This window comes from Pseudomonas sp. (genome assembly GCF_050739655.1).
Lineage (GTDB): Bacteria > Pseudomonadota > Gammaproteobacteria > Pseudomonadales > Pseudomonadaceae > Aquipseudomonas.
Genome location: NZ_JBOIBY010000097.1, coordinates 1 through 16,856, shown reverse-complemented (window position 1 = coordinate 16,856; position 16,856 = coordinate 1). Strand labels below are relative to the sequence as shown.

The 16,856-nt window shown below is 57.7% G+C and carries 13 protein-coding genes; 8 read left to right on the top strand and 5 right to left on the bottom strand.

All coding sequences use genetic code 11. The features are described from left to right. Nucleotides 1-16 precede the first annotated feature (16 nt). Together ACRESJ_RS05210 and ACRESJ_RS05205 are read left to right on the top strand one after the other, a co-directional pair. Nucleotides 17-1,087 (top strand): alpha/beta hydrolase, encoded by a 1,071-nt coding sequence (locus ACRESJ_RS05210; protein ID WP_431756948.1) that lies wholly within the window; start codon nt 17-19, stop codon nt 1,085-1,087. A gap of 154 nt (nt 1,088-1,241) precedes the next feature. Continuing rightward, on the top strand, nt 1,242-2,408 hold the full coding sequence (locus ACRESJ_RS05205; protein WP_431756947.1) for a (R)-mandelonitrile lyase: 1,167 nt from the start codon (nt 1,242-1,244) through the stop codon (nt 2,406-2,408). Here ACRESJ_RS05205 and ACRESJ_RS05200 read toward each other — a convergent pair. Next, a complete protein-coding gene (locus ACRESJ_RS05200; protein ID WP_431756946.1) occupies nt 2,396-3,289 on the bottom strand; it encodes a LysR family transcriptional regulator in 894 nt (297 codons plus the stop codon). The genes ACRESJ_RS05205 and ACRESJ_RS05200 overlap by 13 nt on opposite strands. A gap of 140 nt (nt 3,290-3,429) precedes the next feature. On the opposite strand from ACRESJ_RS05200, the gene ACRESJ_RS05195 reads away from it, so the two are divergent. Together ACRESJ_RS05195 and ACRESJ_RS05190 are read left to right on the top strand one after the other, a co-directional pair. Further along, nucleotides 3,430-4,023 carry a c-type cytochrome gene (locus ACRESJ_RS05195; RefSeq protein WP_431756945.1) on the top strand — a complete coding sequence of 198 codons (594 nt, stop codon included), beginning with the start codon at nt 3,430-3,432 and terminating at the stop codon, nt 4,021-4,023. Between the two features lie 13 nt (nt 4,024-4,036). Further along, nucleotides 4,037-5,080: a c-type cytochrome gene (locus tag ACRESJ_RS05190; RefSeq protein WP_431756944.1), complete on the top strand. Its 1,044-nt coding sequence runs from the start codon at nt 4,037-4,039 to the stop codon at nt 5,078-5,080. A 107-nt stretch (nt 5,081-5,187) separates the two neighbouring features. Here the strand turns inward: ACRESJ_RS05190 and cax are convergent, their stop codons facing one another. The 4 genes from cax to ACRESJ_RS05170 all read right to left on the bottom strand — a co-directional run bounded on the left by cax (nt 5,188) and on the right by ACRESJ_RS05170 (nt 11,844). Then, nucleotides 5,188-6,261: a calcium/proton exchanger gene (gene cax / locus ACRESJ_RS05185; protein ID WP_431756943.1), complete on the bottom strand. Its 1,074-nt coding sequence runs from the start codon at nt 6,259-6,261 to the stop codon at nt 5,188-5,190. A 379-nt stretch (nt 6,262-6,640) separates the two neighbouring features. Continuing rightward, nucleotides 6,641-6,820 carry a hypothetical protein gene (locus tag ACRESJ_RS05180; RefSeq protein WP_431756942.1) on the bottom strand — a complete coding sequence of 60 codons (180 nt, stop codon included), beginning with the start codon at nt 6,818-6,820 and terminating at the stop codon, nt 6,641-6,643. A gap of 509 nt (nt 6,821-7,329) precedes the next feature. Further along, nucleotides 7,330-8,376: an SCO family protein gene (locus ACRESJ_RS05175; RefSeq protein ID WP_431756941.1), complete on the bottom strand. Its 1,047-nt coding sequence runs from the start codon at nt 8,374-8,376 to the stop codon at nt 7,330-7,332. Nucleotides 8,377-8,451: 75 nt separating this feature from the next. Then, nucleotides 8,452-11,844: an Ig-like domain-containing protein gene (locus ACRESJ_RS05170; RefSeq protein WP_431756956.1), complete on the bottom strand. Its 3,393-nt coding sequence runs from the start codon at nt 11,842-11,844 to the stop codon at nt 8,452-8,454. A 746-nt stretch (nt 11,845-12,590) separates the two neighbouring features. Between ACRESJ_RS05170 and ACRESJ_RS05165 the strand changes: the two genes are divergently transcribed. The 4 genes from ACRESJ_RS05165 to ACRESJ_RS05150 all read left to right on the top strand — a co-directional run bounded on the left by ACRESJ_RS05165 (nt 12,591) and on the right by ACRESJ_RS05150 (nt 16,751). After that, nucleotides 12,591-14,018: an APC family permease gene (locus ACRESJ_RS05165; protein ID WP_431756940.1), complete on the top strand. Its 1,428-nt coding sequence runs from the start codon at nt 12,591-12,593 to the stop codon at nt 14,016-14,018. Between the two features lie 54 nt (nt 14,019-14,072). Next, the gene (locus ACRESJ_RS05160) at nt 14,073-14,807 is read left to right on the top strand and encodes an SDR family NAD(P)-dependent oxidoreductase (RefSeq protein ID WP_431756939.1); all 735 of its coding nucleotides are present in this window, start codon (nt 14,073-14,075) and stop codon (nt 14,805-14,807) included. Nucleotides 14,808-14,896: 89 nt separating this feature from the next. Continuing rightward, nucleotides 14,897-15,805 carry an NAD-dependent epimerase/dehydratase family protein gene (locus ACRESJ_RS05155; protein WP_431756938.1) on the top strand — a complete coding sequence of 303 codons (909 nt, stop codon included), beginning with the start codon at nt 14,897-14,899 and terminating at the stop codon, nt 15,803-15,805. A gap of 52 nt (nt 15,806-15,857) precedes the next feature. Further along, nucleotides 15,858-16,751 (top strand): polysaccharide deacetylase family protein, encoded by an 894-nt coding sequence (locus tag ACRESJ_RS05150; protein WP_431756937.1) that lies wholly within the window; start codon nt 15,858-15,860, stop codon nt 16,749-16,751. Nucleotides 16,752-16,856: the final 105 nt, after the last annotated feature.

Below are 16,856 nucleotides of genomic sequence, written 5' to 3'. Positions count from 1 at the left end.
AAATCGAGAGCAAGCCATGATCCGAACCACGTTAAAAGCCACGTTGATGGCCGCCATGATCGGGATGTCTGGCGTCGAGGCCGAGGCCGCCGATTACAAGCAGAACCCTTTCACATTGACCTACGGTGGCGCGCTGACGAAGAACGAAGCGGGCAAGGTCAACATCCACCCGGTCAGCTACAAACTGAACGGCCTGGACATCGCCGCCAACGTTTACACCCCGGCGAACTATGACGCGGCAAAAAAATACCCCGTGATCGTTGTGGCGCATCCAAATGGTGGCGTGAAGGAGCAGGTCGCCGGCCTTTATGCCCAGCGTCTGGCGGATCAGGGCTACATCACGATCACGGCGGATGCGGCGTATCAAGGGGCCAGTGGCGGTGAGCCGCGCAATGTGGACAAGCCTGCGAACCGCATCGAAGACATCCATGGCATGGCGGACTTCATTGCCAGTTATCCCGGTGTCGACAGCACGCGCCTGGGCTTGCTCGGTATCTGCGGCGGTGGCGGCTATTCATTGGCAGCGGCGCGAACCGACAAGCGCTTCCAGTCGATTGCGACTCTGAGCATGTTCAATTCGGGACTGGTTCGCCGTAATGGCTATCAGGATTCGCAGCTGTCCACCCTTCAAGAGCGCCTGCAACTGGCGTCGGCGGCTCGTGCCCAGGAAGCGGCCGGCGGGGAAGTCCTCTACGTGGGTGATGCCAAGCTGACCGATGAGCAGATCGCCAAGCTGCCCTTTGATCTGTATCGCCAGGGCTTCGAGTACTACGGCAACACTCACGCCCATCCGAACTCGACGTTCCGATACACCCAGAGCAGCCTGCTGGACTTGATGAGCTTTGATGCCACGGACCAGATCGAACTGATCGACAAGCCACTGCTGATGATCGCCGGCAGCAAGGCCGACAGCCTGTACATGTCCCAGCAAGCCTTTGCCAAGGCCACCGGTACCCAGGACAAGAAACTCTTCACCATCGATGGCGCGACCCATATCGAAACCTATTGGGTGCCTGCGTATGTGGACGTCGCAATGGACCAGTTGACTGCGTTTTACGCCAGAACACTTGGCCGACCTGCCCTATGAAATGCGGTCCCCTGTGGGAGCTAGCCTGCTAGCGTTAGGGCCTTCCCATTCAAAGAAGATGTCGAATGTGCCGCCGTCATCGCTAGCAGGCTAGCTCCCACAGTTAAAAGCCGATCTTCAGTGAACATCACTACATCCGAAGGGACACATCACCATGAAAAACACTTTGATAGGCATCGCGGTGTGCGCCGCAGCCCCCTTTGTCGACGCCGTTGGTGCAGGCAATGCCAGTGAGTCCGGCCGCGCCGAGCAGCAGATCAGCCGGGCGGGTACTCAGGCTTCGGTTGCGGGGCCGGCGGAGTATTTCACCGGGCGGGTCCGCGTCGATCCCTTGTTTCCAGCCACTGACGCGATCAATGCCTCCGGCGCTTATGTCAGCTTCGAACCGGGTGCGCGTTCGGCCTGGCATACCCATCCCGCGGGACAGCGCTTGGTGGTGACTTCCGGCGTGGGCTTGATCCAGGAGTGGGGCAAGCCTGTACAGGAAATCCGTCCGGGCGACGTGATCGTCTGTCCTCCGGGCGTCAAGCATTGGCACGGCGCAGCACCGACCAGCGCCATGACGCACCTGGCCGTGACGGGCACGGTGGATGGCAAAAATGCGCAGTGGCTGGAGAAGGTCACCGATGAGCAGTACAACGCTCGGGGCACGCTGACACCACCGGCCACATCACCGACTTCGCAAACGTTGTCCGCCAAACAACAGGCCATTCCCTTGATTGCAGCTGCCATGGCCAGCAGCAACATGTCCGGGCTCAACGCGGCGTTGAATCAAGGACTGGATGCCGGCCTGACCGTGAGCGAGGCGAAGGAAATTCTGGTGCAGCTCTACGCCTATAGCGGTTTTCCACGCAGCCTCAATGCTCTCGGCGAGTTGATGAAAGTGGCGGAGGCACGAAAGAAGCGTGGCGTTCAGGATGATCCCGGGCGCGAACCCGCACGCGTCATTCCCACCGGTGACGAACTGCTGGCCGCAGGCAAGGCCAATCAGACGCGCATTGCCGGTGCTCCCGTCCAGGGTCCGTTGTTCGACTTCGTCCCGGTCATCAATCAGTACCTGCAGACGCATCTGTTCGGCGACATTTTCGAGCGTGACAACCTGGACTGGCAAAGTCGTGAGTTGGCCACCGTCGCCGCGTTGGCCGTCACTCCTGGTGTTGAGTCACAACTGCGCTCGCACATGGCGGCCAGCCTGCGGGTCGGCCTGACCGCTGCGCAACTGCGCCAACTGATCCAGCTGCTGGCCGATCAAGGTGATGCCGCTGCGGCCAAGCGTGCCGGCGAAGCGTTGGACACCGTGCAGGCCAATCAACCCGCATAGCGCAGGGTTTCGCGCAGCAAGGTGAAGGCCGGTGAACTCTGGCGCCGGCTCGGATAATAGAGGTGGTAGCCGGTGAACGGTTCGCACCAGTCTTCGAGCACGCGTATCAATCGACCTTGCGCCACATGTTCCTGGACCAGGTCCTCGGGCATATAGGCCAGCCCCAACCCTTGGAGGGTGGCCTCCAGGCGCATGGCGATGTTGTTGAATACCAGTTGGCCTTCGACCCGGACTTTCAGCTCCTGTCCGCCTTTCTCGAATTCCCAAAGGTAAAGGCCACCGTAAGTCGGCATGCGCAGGGTGATGCAGTTATGAACCATGAGATCACTGGGAATGACCGGCTTGGGATAACGGGAGAAATACGCCGGTGACCCAACCACCGCCATGCGCATGTCGGGGCCGATGCGCATGGCGATCATGTCCTTGGCCACCTGTTCACCCAACCGCACACCGGCGTCGAAACCCTCAGCCACAATGTCGGTAAAGCCGTAGTCGACGATGATTTCAATGTTGAGATCGGGATGGTCCGGCAGCAGTTTTCCAAGCACCGGATGCAGGACGGTGATCGCCGAGTGTTCACCCGCAGTGATGCGCAATTTGCCCGCCGGCTTGTCGCGGAACTCGCTGAGCAAGGCCAGCTCAGTGTCGATTTCTTCAAACCTGGGAGCGATCACCCGCAGCAGATGTTCGCCAGCCTCTGTCGGGGATACGCTTCGCGTGGTGCGGGCCAGCAACCGGACCCCCAGCCGTTCCTCCAGCTGACGCATGGCCCGACTCAAGGCTGGTTGAGACATGCCGAGCCGGGCAGCGGCGCGGGTGAAGCTGCGCTCTTGAGCCACCGCCGAGAAAATCGCAAGTTGGTCGTAGCTTTCGACGGTCATTCATGCGGCCCTGATATGAATAGGTTGCGATTATGCCACCGGCCAGCGGCTAATGAGCGTTTTGTGGATCAACACACCGGCCAACTCCAGCCACCTGTACTAGGTTGATACTGATTCCCCTCGTGAGTGGGAGAGGCGACATGCCGATTACAAAGGTGATCGTGCTTTTGGGCGCATGGATGGTGGGCGAGGTGAGCGCTGCGCAGATACCGCCAGCTGTTCAGGCTTGTGTTGCCTGCCATGGCGTTACCGGTGAAGGAACGTCTCAAGGCCCAATGCTTGCCGGTCTTTCCGTTCCCTACATCAGCGCCCAGCTCGAAAACTTCATCGCAGGTCGGCGCAGCAATCCCGTGATGTCTGCCATTGCGCAAGGCTACAGCAACAGCGAATTGCGCTATCAAGTCGCGGTTTTTTTCGCAGGGCAGGGCGCAGCGCCCACGTTGCAACTGCGTGGGGAGAAAATCGAGACCACCCTTGCGGCGCAGCTCTATTACCAGGGCGACTTGCAGCGCGATCTTCCCGCTTGTTACAGCTGCCATGGTCCTGGCGCTGTGGGTGCCGGTTTGTTTCCTCGCTTGGCCGGGCAACAGGCTGCTTACCTGAAAGAACAGTTGCTGGCCTGGAAAAATCACCAGCGAAGCGGTGATCCCCATAACCTGATGGGCAACGTGGCTCAGAAGTTGAGCGCGGATGACATCGATGCGCTGGCCGGTTATCTCTCAGGCATTCGATAAGGAGCAAAGGTCGATGACTTTGTTGCGTGGGTTGATGGCGGTGTGGTTAGCCTTTCCCTGGCAGGCCATGGCAGGGCAACCGGACATGAGTGTGGAAGTTCAGGCCCAGTCCAGGAGTGACATCCCCTTCGACTTCGAACCTCGGAAGCTGACGAGCATCCCAAAAGGGGATTTCGGCGACAAGGTGCGTCGAGGCTATGAGCTATTCGTCAACACTCAACAACTCAAAGGAAGCTATGTCGGCAATCAGCTCAACTGCACCAATTGCCATCTGAGCAACGGAGCCAAAGCCTATTCGGCGCCTCTATGGGCGGCCTATCTCGCCTATCCAGCCTTTCGCGCAAAAGACAATCGCGTCGACACCTTTGCAGAGCGTGTCCAAGGCTGTTTCAACTACTCAATGAACGGCAAGGCACCGGCCCTCAATTCGCCGGAAGTGGTGGCGATATCCGCTTACTCGTACTGGATGATGATGGGCGGATTGCTGGATAAGTCCGGGATGGCCAACACGCCAGTGCCTGAGCTCACGGACACGCAGCTGCAATTGGGTGGAAATGACAAGTCATTTGCTTTGCCTGAGCCGATAGCGCAAAAGTTAGAGGCTATTGGGCGTCAGAACGTACCTGGACGAGGGTTCGCGACTTTGCCCGCACCACAGTCACCACCTTCTCCTGATCAGGGGCGCCTGGTTTACATTCAGTACTGTGCTGTCTGCCACGGCGCGAAAGGTGAGGGCACCAAAATGGGTGGGGCTCCGGTCATGCCTGCGCTATGGGGTGATGATTCCTATAACTGGGGGGCTGGCATGCATCGAATCAATACGGCTGCCCAGTTCATTTTCGAGAACATGCCGCTTGGCAAATCCGTCCAGCTCACCCCCGGACAGGCCTGGGATGTAGCCGCCTACATCAACAGCCAGGAGCGCCCGCAAGACCCGAGGTTCAATGGCAACCTGGCCCACACGGCTGATGCGTTCCATCACGGGGAGCAATGCTTTTACGGGCGCACAGTGGATGGAGTGATTGTCGGTGCTCGAGCACCTGCGCTTACAAACTGAATCCCACGAAACGTCGGTGCCCATGATCCATCTGGCGCATCGCCATAAGCTTTCATTGGAATTCGTCAGCCTGTTTTCAGCGTTGGAGCGGGCCAGTTGATCGCACCTCAAGAAACCGAAAGATCCGGTGTGAAGAAGTAGGCGAGGCCGAGGATCAGGTAGACGGCGAGCAATTGCACGCCTTTGAGCCAGTCTGATCGGCCATCGCCAGCCACCTGTCCAGTGATGAGTACGGCCAGCAGCATGCTGAGTACCAGGCCGTTGGAGAACGCCAGATCCATCGGCACGGCGCTGACGAAGTAGCTCGCCAGCACCAGCACGGGCGCCACAAACAAGGCAACCTGGACACTGGAGCCAATGGCGATGGCGAGTGCCAGATCCATGCGATTTTTCATGGCGGCCGTGATCGCGGAAGCATGTTCTGCCGCGTTGCCCAAAATCGCGACAAGAAATACCCCCACGAATAGATTGCTGAGGCCGAGCTGGCGGGCACTGGGTTCGATTGTGGCCACCAGGATTTCACTGACCCAGGCGATTAAACCCGTCGCAACGGCCAGCACCAGCAACGCCTTGCCAATGGACCATGGGCGGGTTTCGTGCGAGTCGTGCGCAACGCTGGGGTCGCCGGAAAAGCGACTCTTGTGAGTGATCAGCGAGTACACGAGAAACAGCCCGTAAACCACGAGCAGGACGAGGGAGATATACAAGCTCAATGCCTGAAGTCCGTCGGGCGCGCGGGCGGAGATCACGGCGTTGTAGGCAGCAGGGATAACCAAGGCGATAGCTGCCAGGGTCAACAACGTTGCCTGGGATCGAGCGCCGGTTGCGTTGTAGTGCTGATCCTGATGACGCAAACCGCCAGCGAGCATGGCCGCGCCCAGAACCAGCAGGATGTTGCCGACGATGGAGCCGACAATGGACGCTTTCACCACATCGTACAGCCCGGCCCGCATCGCGCTCAGGGCGATGATCAGCTCAGTGGCGTTGCCGAAGGTTGCATTGAGCAGGCCTCCCACTCCGTCGCCTGCGTGCTCCGCCAAGTGCTCTGTTGCCTTGCCGAGTAATCCTGCCAACGGAATGATCGCCAGCGCTGCCGCCAGGAACACCAATAGATGACGTTCAGGCGCGAAGAACTCCAGGAGGATCGCAACAGGAACGAAGACCAGCATCCAGATAAGCATCAAGATTTTCCCGTCTTACTGGTGAATGCCATCAGATCCGCTCGTGCCTGCGTGCCTGATCAGTTCCAAGCGTAGATGTTTTTTTGCGGCCGGTGACGCGACGGAGCTACAAGCGATGGCGCTGGAGCGCTAGCCAGGGGTGTAAAAATTCGGTGGATCGCGATTCTGTGGCCGACCGATGACTAGCGATATAGCCTTCACCTTCAAAGAAGATGTCGAATGTGCCGCCGTCATCGCTAGCAGGCTAGCTCCCACAATGTTTCTCAGTTGATCGCAAATTCTGTGACCGACTCATAACTACTGTGGGAGCTAGCCTGCTAGCGATAGAGGCCCGGACAACGCGGGTATCCAGAAAACCCGCGTGGGCGGGTCCATCCCATTACAGGACTTCCGCAATCCCGACGTCCTGGGCAAAGGTATGTGAAGCCGCCTCTATGCGCGCTTCGAGTTGGGCAATGTAAGTGTTGGCGTCTTCCATGTTGGCAAACGAAATAGCCGTTTCACCCAGCCAGACCTTGCAGCCATTTCCTTGCTCATTTGCCTCAATCTTGATGTTCATTTGCAATCCCTTTGCTAAAGATACGGCGGAGGGTATCGCATTTTTCGGTTGCGTCAAAATGTACAAAAGGCTCTACAGCGCAGGTTTCAAGGTTATGGCCGAGGAGTTCAACGCCGACTCCGCTCGCCCTGTCATCGATTTGAGGGAGCTTATCGGGCCTGATGGTTGTCGATTCAAATAGCGAGGCAATGTAGAGCTGAGACGTGCCATCGCAATCCTTCAGATTGAGAGGTAAACATCATGAACAGCATCATTTACATCGTCGGGTTAGTCGTGGTTATCGCAGTTGTTCTGTCATTTCTTGGGTTCGCGTAGTTCCGAAGGGATTGATCTTCGACTTGGCGCTTCAATCCATGATCATTGGCACGGTCGCAGTACACGGATGCGACTGCTACCGTACCAATCATTATTCACTGACTCCCCAGTAACATTGGCTAGTCAGTCGCGGCTCGCGAGCAGCTTTAGTTAAAGCTCATCCGCCGCGCCGTCCAATAAATCCCGCGCGGGCATCAACCACCCTGTTGATGAGCCTTATGCCCACCGTGATGGTGCGTTTCATCATGGACGTCCTGCGCCACCGGCACCTCAGGCTGCAACCGCTCGGTTTCCTCTGCCAGGTAGGTGAGCACGGCGTTGATCTCTATTTCCCCCAGGCGCAGGTTGGGCATGGCCAGGCTGTTGTATTGCTCATACAGCTGTGTCGCCAGAGCGTCTTTCTCGATCAGCATCTGGTCCGGTTCCTTGATCCAGCGTTTCAGCCATTGCGGGTCGCGCTGGCGGGTGACACCGATCAGGTCGGGACCAATGCTGCGCATGCCGGCGTTCTCGGTATCACCCAGGGTGTGGCACGACGAGCAGCGTGTGCGGTAGATCTGCTCGCCGGCGCTTGGTGGGCGCAGGGTCGGGGCGGTGGCGTAATCCTGGGTGGTGGTGCTGGCGTCTTTCCAGTTCTGCAAGGTTTTTCCCAGGCGGTCGGCCAGAATGTAGGGGTTCTCCATCGGCGAAGATTTCATCCAGCGGCCGGTGCTCTGGTTGCCGATGATCAGGCTCAGGTTGTGGTCCTTGTTGCGACCGTTGTCGATGCCGTCGATGAACAGGCCCAGGCTTTTGCGCAGGGCGGTGATGTCGTCCTTGTTGCCGGTGAGAAACTGCCAGCCAGGGCCGATCCTGAATTTCTCGGTGTATTTCTTCAGCACTTCTGGTGTGTCGGTTTCCGGATCGATGGTGATGGAGTAGAGAAACACATCCTTGCCGACGCGATCACCGAGGACTTTCTGGACCTGGAGCAGGCGTGCGGTTTCCAGTGGGCAAGAGTCGGTGCAGGAGGTGAAGATGAAGTTGATCGCGACCACCTTGTCTTTGATCAGGTCATCGAAAAAACGCACCTTCTGGCCATCCTGATTGACCAGCTCGGTATTGGGGAAATAGTCCTTGCCCCAGGGTGTGTTCGAGTCGCCATCCTCGGCAACGGCTGCCGACCAGCCTGTGATGCCCAAGGTGAACAAGAGCAGCAGGCGAAGGAGTTTGATCGACCGCGTCCAGTATGAAGTGATCATGATGTGCGTCCTGTGCAGAGTACTGATGAAAGCCTTGCACTCCACCTGTACGGGCTGGAGTGCAAGGTGAAACGGTCAACGAACAGAGAGGGGCGCGGTGACCGACTTACCGGAGGACGACTTGATCGTCACGGTCGGGGTGCTCGCCGGCCCATTACCGGTGGTGCTTGCCGAGACCCGCCAGCGGGCTCCGGTGGCTGTTGGCGTCATCGTTGCCGTACCCAGCAGCAGTGGCCCGCCAGTGGTGGCTGCGGTGATCGTCAGGCTTGTGCCTGTCAGCGAGGTGGTCCCCGCCAGGTCCCAGGTGTATCGGTTGTTGCTGCGTACCGACACCGTGGCGCTGGTCACTTGCAGGTCCTCGTTGCTGGTCGCCGCCGGTGTCACCGCAATGGTCACGGTGCCGGGCGTTGCCGAGACACCACCCTTGGCGTCGCGCACCTCATAGGTGAAGGCTGCGGTGATCGGCTCGGTGAGCGTGGCCGGTGGCGTGTAGATCACACGGGTGCCATCGGTCGTTGCCACACCCATGCCGGAGTCCGGCTGGTTCAGGCCAACCACGGTGAGCGGCACGTTGTTGTCGGGGTCAGTGTCATTGGCCAGCACGTTGAGGGTGACGGCCACACCGGCCGTGGTGCTGGCGCTGTCGGGACCTGCAATCGGCAGCTTGTTGGTGCTGTCGTCGCCACCTTCTCCCTCTTCTTCATCGTCAGGGTTGCCGGTTCCTTTGCCTCCGGTACGGAAGGTCGGCAGAGCGGCGGTCGCGACGTATTCGACGCCATCCCAGCTTGGCAGCGGCGTAGGCATCAGCTCGAATTGGCCAGGGCGCTCGATGTCCCAACGCAGCAACATCGACGAGTCCTCGTGCTGGGTGTTGTGGCAGTGCTCCATGTAGGTCCCGGCAAATTCGCGGAAGCGGATCGCCATGGTCACTTCGGTGGAACTGTCCACTTCCGGCCCGATGCGGAAAACGTCCTTGCGTGCCCATTTTTCCCAGTCCGGCGGTGCCTTGCCGTCGCGGTCGAGAATCACCCCTTCCTCGAAGTGCACATGCACCGGATGGCTCCAGCCGTTGCCGCCGTTCTTGATATTCCACACCTCAAGGGTGCCGTCGCCACTGAAGCCAGCGTCGGTCGGCCCGGTGGACAATGCCGGTGCTGCAGTGAGCTGGCGTGGGTCCATGCTGTAGCCAAAGCCGCCGTCGGTCTTGATGGTCCAGGGCGCCAGGTCAGTACCGTCGGAGCGGCCGAAGGTAAAGCTGCGATGACGTGCCTTTTCGAGTTTTGCCTTGTCGGCCACATCGTCGCGGTTGATGGTCAGCGGGATCATTTTCTTGCCAGCCGGTTTACCAGGCTTGGCCGGCTCATAGGCGGTGGGGTCCATGCTCTGGTCCTGGCCGGAGTAGGTGTTGACGATCAGTTGCAGGAACTTGCCCACCACCGGATCGCCCTTGTCCCATTGCGGGCCCTTGCTGCTTTGCTTGAGCTCGGCCTTGTACTTGCCGGACAGCACATCGCCCAGAGGCACCGCTTCTTTCTCCGGACCCTTGCCGGTCTTGTGCTCCATGAGGTTGACGAAGTAGATCTTGTCGCCGGTCTTGATCCCGTTCTTCGCGAAATTGATGAGGATGTCGTAGCGCTCAGCGATGGCCTGGGTTGGCAGTATCGCGTTGTTGTTCTTCAGGTCACCGTCGCCATCGAGGTCCAGGGTGCCGTCGAACGGAACGGCGTGTTCCATGATGTTGCCGTCGTTGCCGATCATGTGGAACGGCACCCGGGCATAGGACACACCCGAGCCGGACGGCCCGGGGAATTCACCACCGGTGCCCTTGATTTCCCGTACCACGGCCAGCTTGAAGTAGCGCGACACCGAGCCATTGAGAATGCGGAAGCGGTAGTTGCGTGCGCGCACGTTCAGGAACGGCTGGTACTGCCAGTTCACCAGCATCTGGTCGCCAAGGAAGCCGTCGGTGTTGAACGGGTTGAACCACAGCTGGCCGGTGGAATCCCAGGCCTTGTCGCCGATCACCAGGTTGACGTCGTAGTCGCGGTTACCCCAAGGCATGGCTGAACCGCTGGGGAAACGCAGGTTGACGCCATCCTCGAACGCTTCGTTGCCGCGGTCGATGGCGCTGTAGTAGTTCATCATCACCGCGTTGCCCTTGTAGACGTTCTGCGCGGTGAAATCGAGCATGTGGTCGTGGAACCAGTGAGTGCTCATGGTCTCGCGCCAGTCGCCGCGAATCTTGATGCTGCCGTTTTCGCAGGTCTTTTTGGAGGGCGCCATGTCGTTGACCCACAGAGTTTCGCCTGGCGAGCACGGAAAGGCTGCGCGCGGATCTTCGGCCTTGGTGTTGATGGTGTCGTAGCCTGCCAGTTGCACCGGCCAGCGATAGTCGTAGTACTGACCGGGGAAGAAAAACGCGTTGGCATAACCATCGCTTTCGGCCGGGTTGTGACCGTTGTGTTCGTGGGTGCTGATGGTGTGCAGACCGAAGCCGTTGTTGGCGGCCGGGTCGATGGGCAGGGCGTTGTAATGACGCATCAGCAGCGGTTGCCCGTAGCGCACCATGAGCAGTTTAGGCGGCAGGGTGCCGTCGAAAGTCCACACCGAGTTGTGGTTCTGGATGGGCATCTTCGGATGGATGCGAATGTCGATGCCCTTGGTCGTCCCCTTGGTGGTTGGCATGTCCGAGGTCTGATAGTAGAGACCGCCTGGGCCAAATTCACCCTTGCTGTAACCATGCATCTGTTTGTTGTCGCGCAGGCCGAGGTTCTGCCGCGCACCGGCTTGTACAGTCTTGAATGCGGCCTGCGGATAGAACTCGTTCCAGCGCTGGTGCGACCAGCCTTTGCCGCCTGGCCGTCCTTCAGCCGGGGAGCCCACCGGGGCGCGGTTGAGGAAGGCTTCGATCTGCGCCTTCCAGGGGTTGCGATCCAGCACGTTGGCATATTGAGTCGGGAACGGTGTCAGGCCCGGTTGCCGCAGGAAGGCTTCCAGCGCGGTTCCCGAGGGGCCGCTGCGGGCGATGCTGTTAGGGTCCTGTCCGGGCATCGGTCCCACCGTCGGTAAGGGGAAGGTCATTTGCGCCGGTGGTGTTTGCGGGTCGAGTTTCTCCGGGCCGAACTCTTCGAACAGGAGTATTTGCTGGGTAAAGGGTTCAGCCCCGAACAACGGACTCGGCTTGCCGTTGGTGGGGAAATTGAACGAGGTTTGCAGCAGAGGAGGCAGGACGTTATCGGTCCTCGGCGTATTGCGGTCGCCCTGGCCACCATTGGGCAAAGACAGCGAGCCATGGTTGGCCTCGGGCATCGTCCTGATTTCCAGGAGCGCGGCCGCAGGGTCGGCAGGCTGAGGTCGATAGTACGAAGGGTCGGTGGGGGATGGCTGGCTCTCATCATCCATCGGCGAAGCGCCGGCGTCGGCCATGGTAAAAGCGAGCAATAGCGCTGAAGCGATTCGCGAACGCATGAAGAGCGTGGAAGATGTTGGTGTTTTGGTTTTCATCGTATTGCCTCCCAGCATGATGCGGTGCTGTGCCAGACACCCCTCGTGTCGATAGCACTTTGCCTTGATTGAGGCCGTAAGCAGACTCCATGCCAGTTCTGGCGGCGACACGGAAACATGAAGAAATATTCATTGGATCGAGGCGTTGAAGGCGTTCGAGGTCGGCCAGATGTTCGCGGGGAAGATGAATATGTGGGGGGATTCCCCTGTACCGGGGGGGGATTGGGGGAATTTTCCCAGACCGTCCTCAGGTTCCAGGCAAGCTGTTCTTAGTTAGGGCTTACATCGTTAATCCAGATCCAAATATCGGAAATTCTTGATAGTAGGTATTTTTTTGCTGTTCATATACTGGCCCCGATCCAGAGGATTAAACGCCACTACTGTCGACTACTGTCGACTACTGTCGACTACTGTCGACTACTGTTGACTACTGTAGGAGCGAGCTTGCTCGCGAAAAACGGTAACGATTACGCGGGTATTCTGAGTCATCGCGGTGACTACAAATTTTTCGCGAGCAAGCTCGCTCCTACAATGGAGGGTTGAGGGAAATAAAGAACAAAAAAATAAGTCTGAATAAGCTCTTGATCCTGGCTTATTCCGGTTTTGAGTATCTGTATTTTGCTTAGTTGAATAATAAAAGCGGCGCTCAAGTCAACCCAAATGATTTGACGCTACAACATCTTCTATAGCTATCAATCAGAGCCTGAAATATGAACTTCTACGAAATTATCGGTTATGACCGAGACGGAACTGTTCGTGATTTGGATACGGCACTAAACAAAGGCACTCTCACCACCAAGGATGTAACGTTTTCGGCGCTGGGCTTCAATGCGCCAGGCTGGATCGCGGCCTCCTCGATGTCGATTCTTTACTCCATATCGGGCCATCACGCACCGCTGGCCATTTTGATTGCTTACTTCTTTCCGATGTTGGTCATGGCGTTCTGCATGATCTCCCTCACGCGCCAGGCACCGTCGGCCGGTGGCGTCTTCACATTCACCTCGCGATTTCTGCATTCCAATGTAGGGACCATTCTTGGTTGGGCCTACGCCGTTGCCTGCATGGCGGTGATGGCCATGTGTGCAATTATCGGCGCCGAATATATACAGGCGCTGTTCCCGGCGTTGGCGGGGCCACTTACCGCGAAACTGCTCGGGACGGGGATGGTCCTGATCTTCCTGGCCATTTCCTGCAAAGGCGTCAATGCCACCGCCAAAGTCGCCAGCGTCTTCCTGATTTTCGAGATCAGTGTGGTTGCCGGGCTCGGTTTCATGGGGATCATCGATCCTAAGGTTCCAGACCTGTCATTCACTTCCATGTATTCACTGGAAGGCGCCGGTGGTTGGTCCGCAATCGGGCCGGGCGTGCTGTTCGGGGTCTGGATGCTCGCCAACTTCGACTCGGCGATCAACTATATCGAGGAGTCGCGTGTACCGGTTCGCACGGTACAACGCTCCATGTTGCTCGTGCTGACTTCGGCCTTTGTCATTTACAGCCTCGCGGCGATTGGCTGGCAATACGCGGTGCCTGTAGAGCAATTGGCGGCCATTATCGAAGACGGCAACGGCGGGCCAATCGCGGCTGTGGCGAATGTCTACTTGCCTCCCGCCATGGCCTGGATCGCTTTGTTCGTGGTGATTACTTCGGCCTGCGCCGGCTTGCAGATTTCTTCGAGTGCGGCGGCGCGTACGCTTTATCGAATGAGTGAAGAAGGGCATCTACCGGCTGCGCTTTGCGCAGTCAACAAGTCGAGATCACCGTGGCTAGCCAGCCTTATCGTCTCGGCCGTTGCTATTGCACTGCTCTGGTGGAAGCCACTGGACAAAATCTCTTGGTACTACGATGTCGTGACCATCACGTTGGTGATGTCCTACATGGCCGCTATCGCAGCGTTCATTGTCATGACTTTCCGGCGTCAGCGTTTCGGTCTGGCATTGGCACTGTCGATCCCGGCGTCCCTGGCGATCCTGGTTCTGGGATACATCGGTTACACCGCTGGGGCCAATCCGGTTTCACCCGAGGATCAATACACCGCCTGGTACTTGGGCGCGCTGACCATCCTGTCTGGCGCGATGATTCTGGTGTGGCGATCGCGAGTGTCCAAGCAAAACGTACTCGCTCCAATGCAAGAGTCTTGATTCCCGCATTAAACGCGCCTGAGTGCGTGTTCATTTAAAACCATGGGTGAACTTATGAAGCGTGTTGTCGTTATCACAGGGGCAGCAAGGGGCATTGGGCTGGCGATTGCCAAGCGTTTTGCTGCAAGTGGGGATCATTTGGTCCTCAACTACTTCGACGACAAGGATCAACTGGACGCCGTGATTCGGGTTGCCGAAGACAACGGTGGCGATGGCATCACGGTACAAGCTGATGTCAGTCATCCCGAAGGCGCCGCTGGAATTATCCGGGAGGCGCAGAGCCGATACGGTCGGGTCGACGTACTGGTCAACAATGCCGGTCGACTGGTTTCAGCGACGGTGGAGCAAACGACCTGGGCGCAGTGGGAGCAAATGATCAGCACCAACCTTGGCGGCACCTGGGCCTGCATGCAGGCCGTGTTGCCGGGCATGTTGGCGCGCGGTCAGGGGCGGATCATCAATATCAGCTCGGAGCTGGGGCTGATCGGATTTCCAACCTACGCCGCGTATTGCGCCTCCAAGGGCGGGGTGATTGCGCTGACCAAAGCGGTTGCCAAGGAAGTTGCCCCCAAGGGTGTATTGGTCAACTCGGTGGCGCCGGGGCCAATTGAAACCGACATGCTGATCAACGACACCATCGAATACAACGATGAAACGCGCGCAACCATTCCATTGAAGCGCTTTGGCAAGCCGGATGAAATCGCGGCCATGGTCGAAGCCTTGGCCGGGCCAGCAGGTGATTACATGGTGGGACAGATCATCAGCCCCAATGGCGGCGCTGCGATCTAGTTGGGCATTTCGAAGTTTAACTTCACAGAGTCATTAGTTCCCCAGTCAGTAAGTGGCTCTTATTCTGCTAATAACAAGAAGGGTATGACATGAGCGCTGTAATGATTACCGGTGGTTTGGGCTATGTTGGCAGGTACCTGACTAAAAAGCTCAGTGAACAAGGCGTAAAGGTAGTTAGTTATAATCGTGACTATTCAGAGGCCAAGTCTGAATTCATGACCCCGGTACAAGGTGAGTTATACGATATTCCAAGAATCGTCAGAACCATCCAAGAGTACGGGGTTGATCGCATTATTCATACGGCGGCGATGTCGCATCCCGACTTGTCCATCGATCTGCCGATTACCACGGTAGCCGCGAATATCGATGGCACCATTCATTTGCTTGAAGCCATGCGTTTGGCAGGCATTAAAAAGCTCGTCAACTTTTCCTCTGAAACGGTGTACGGGCATTTCGAGGGGGCGATCAATGAACAGACACCCACTTATCCAACAACACCCTATGGCGTAACCAAGATTGCCACCGAGCATTTTGGCCGTGTCTATAACGACCTCTATGGCATGGAAGTGATCTCTCTGCGGATCGCGGAGGTGTATGGCCCTGAAAATAAAATGCCGCAAGTGCTCAGGGATATTCTGAAAACCGTTCATCGCGATGAAACTTTCACATTGCCTTCCGGCGGCGACCATCGCTTCCATTACATTCATGTGGAAGACGTTGTGCGTGCGGTGCTGATGGCCGCTGAAACCAGAGATATGAAGGGCGGTATCTACAACATTGCCGGTGATCGCTCCTGGACATTGCGTGAGGCAGTCGAATTGATCCGCAAGATAATCCCCGGCGCCCGCATTGAAATCGGCGATGGCTATTGGCACCTCGATCGGCATGGGGAATGGGACCTGAGTGCTGCAGAGCGTGAGTTGGGTTATCGAGCGCAATGGTCGCTTGAGAAAGGACTGACGCATTACTCCAGTTGGCTACGCGATCACGAGTATTGATATCGCTGTTTTTGGTTAATCGATGATCTTCAGCAGCCATTGGTGATTAAGCATGATTGAAAACCCGATTGTCTGGCCAAACGGCGCGCGCTGTGCCGTCTCCTTTACCTTTGACATGGATGCCGACAGCATCCTGCACGTGGCGCATCCCAAGGACTCGGCAACGCGAGTTGCCAGTATTTCAATGCTGCACTACGGACCGAAGGTGGCGATTCCAAGAATCCTGGAAACCTATCGACGTTTCGAGATGAAGCAAACCTTCTTCATTCCGGCGTGGTGCATCGAGCAATACCCGAAGGCCATCGAGGCAATCGTCGAACATGGCCACGAAATTGCTCACCATGGCTACATCCATGAACATCCCAATGAACTGACTCGCGAAGAAGAAGCTTATTGGCTCGATCGTGGTTGCGACACCATCAAGCGCTTCACGGGCCAGGCACCTCGGGGCTGGCGGGCGCCGCTCTACAACATGTCGGAGCACTCCACTGACTTGTTGATCGAGCGGGGCTTCAGTTATGACGCCTCGTTGATGGGGGATGATGTTCCGTATCTGTTGCGCACCAACGCTGGAGAGCTGGTGGAGTTGCCTTCCAGTTGGGCATTGGATGACTGGCCGCAGTACATGCACAGTATCGACCTGAATTTCCAGATGCCGATTCAGTCGCCGCAACGGGCGGTCGAGGTCTTCAAGGCTGAGTTTGACGCGGCATGGGAATATGGCGGCCTGTTCATACCTGTCTGGCATCCCTTCCTTTCCGGTCGTTTGTCACGCTGGCATGAAGTGTCGAAACTGATCGAATACATGATGAAAAAGGGCGATGTCTGGTTTGCACCCATGGACGAAATTGCCGCGCATGTTCAGCGCAGTGTCGCTAATGGCGTCTACAAACCACGCATTGACAGCCTGCCTTACTATCAGGGGCCGGTGAGGGCAAATAAATAACCCTATCGGGTACTACCTGTAGGTGCGGGCTTGCCCGCGAAGCGGCCGGCAGCTTTAGCATTTTCATTGGCTGACACACCGCTTTCGCGGGCAAGCCCGCTCCCA

Coding starts and splice junctions, on each gene's coding strand:
- ACRESJ_RS05210 (WP_431756948.1), top strand. CDS start 17: ATGATCCGAACCACGTTAAAAGCCACGTTGATGGCCGCCATGATCGGG.
- ACRESJ_RS05205 (WP_431756947.1), top strand. CDS start 1,242: ATGAAAAACACTTTGATAGGCATCGCGGTGTGCGCCGCAGCCCCCTTT.
- ACRESJ_RS05200 (WP_431756946.1), bottom strand. CDS start 3,289: ATGACCGTCGAAAGCTACGACCAACTTGCGATTTTCTCGGCGGTGGCT.
- ACRESJ_RS05195 (WP_431756945.1), top strand. CDS start 3,430: ATGCCGATTACAAAGGTGATCGTGCTTTTGGGCGCATGGATGGTGGGC.
- ACRESJ_RS05190 (WP_431756944.1), top strand. CDS start 4,037: ATGACTTTGTTGCGTGGGTTGATGGCGGTGTGGTTAGCCTTTCCCTGG.
- cax (WP_431756943.1), bottom strand. CDS start 6,261: ATGCTTATCTGGATGCTGGTCTTCGTTCCTGTTGCGATCCTCCTGGAG.
- ACRESJ_RS05180 (WP_431756942.1), bottom strand. CDS start 6,820: ATGAACATCAAGATTGAGGCAAATGAGCAAGGAAATGGCTGCAAGGTC.
- ACRESJ_RS05175 (WP_431756941.1), bottom strand. CDS start 8,376: ATGATCACTTCATACTGGACGCGGTCGATCAAACTCCTTCGCCTGCTG.
- ACRESJ_RS05170 (WP_431756956.1), bottom strand. CDS start 11,844: ATGCGTTCGCGAATCGCTTCAGCGCTATTGCTCGCTTTTACCATGGCC.
- ACRESJ_RS05165 (WP_431756940.1), top strand. CDS start 12,591: ATGAACTTCTACGAAATTATCGGTTATGACCGAGACGGAACTGTTCGT.
- ACRESJ_RS05160 (WP_431756939.1), top strand. CDS start 14,073: ATGAAGCGTGTTGTCGTTATCACAGGGGCAGCAAGGGGCATTGGGCTG.
- ACRESJ_RS05155 (WP_431756938.1), top strand. CDS start 14,897: ATGAGCGCTGTAATGATTACCGGTGGTTTGGGCTATGTTGGCAGGTAC.
- ACRESJ_RS05150 (WP_431756937.1), top strand. CDS start 15,858: ATGATTGAAAACCCGATTGTCTGGCCAAACGGCGCGCGCTGTGCCGTC.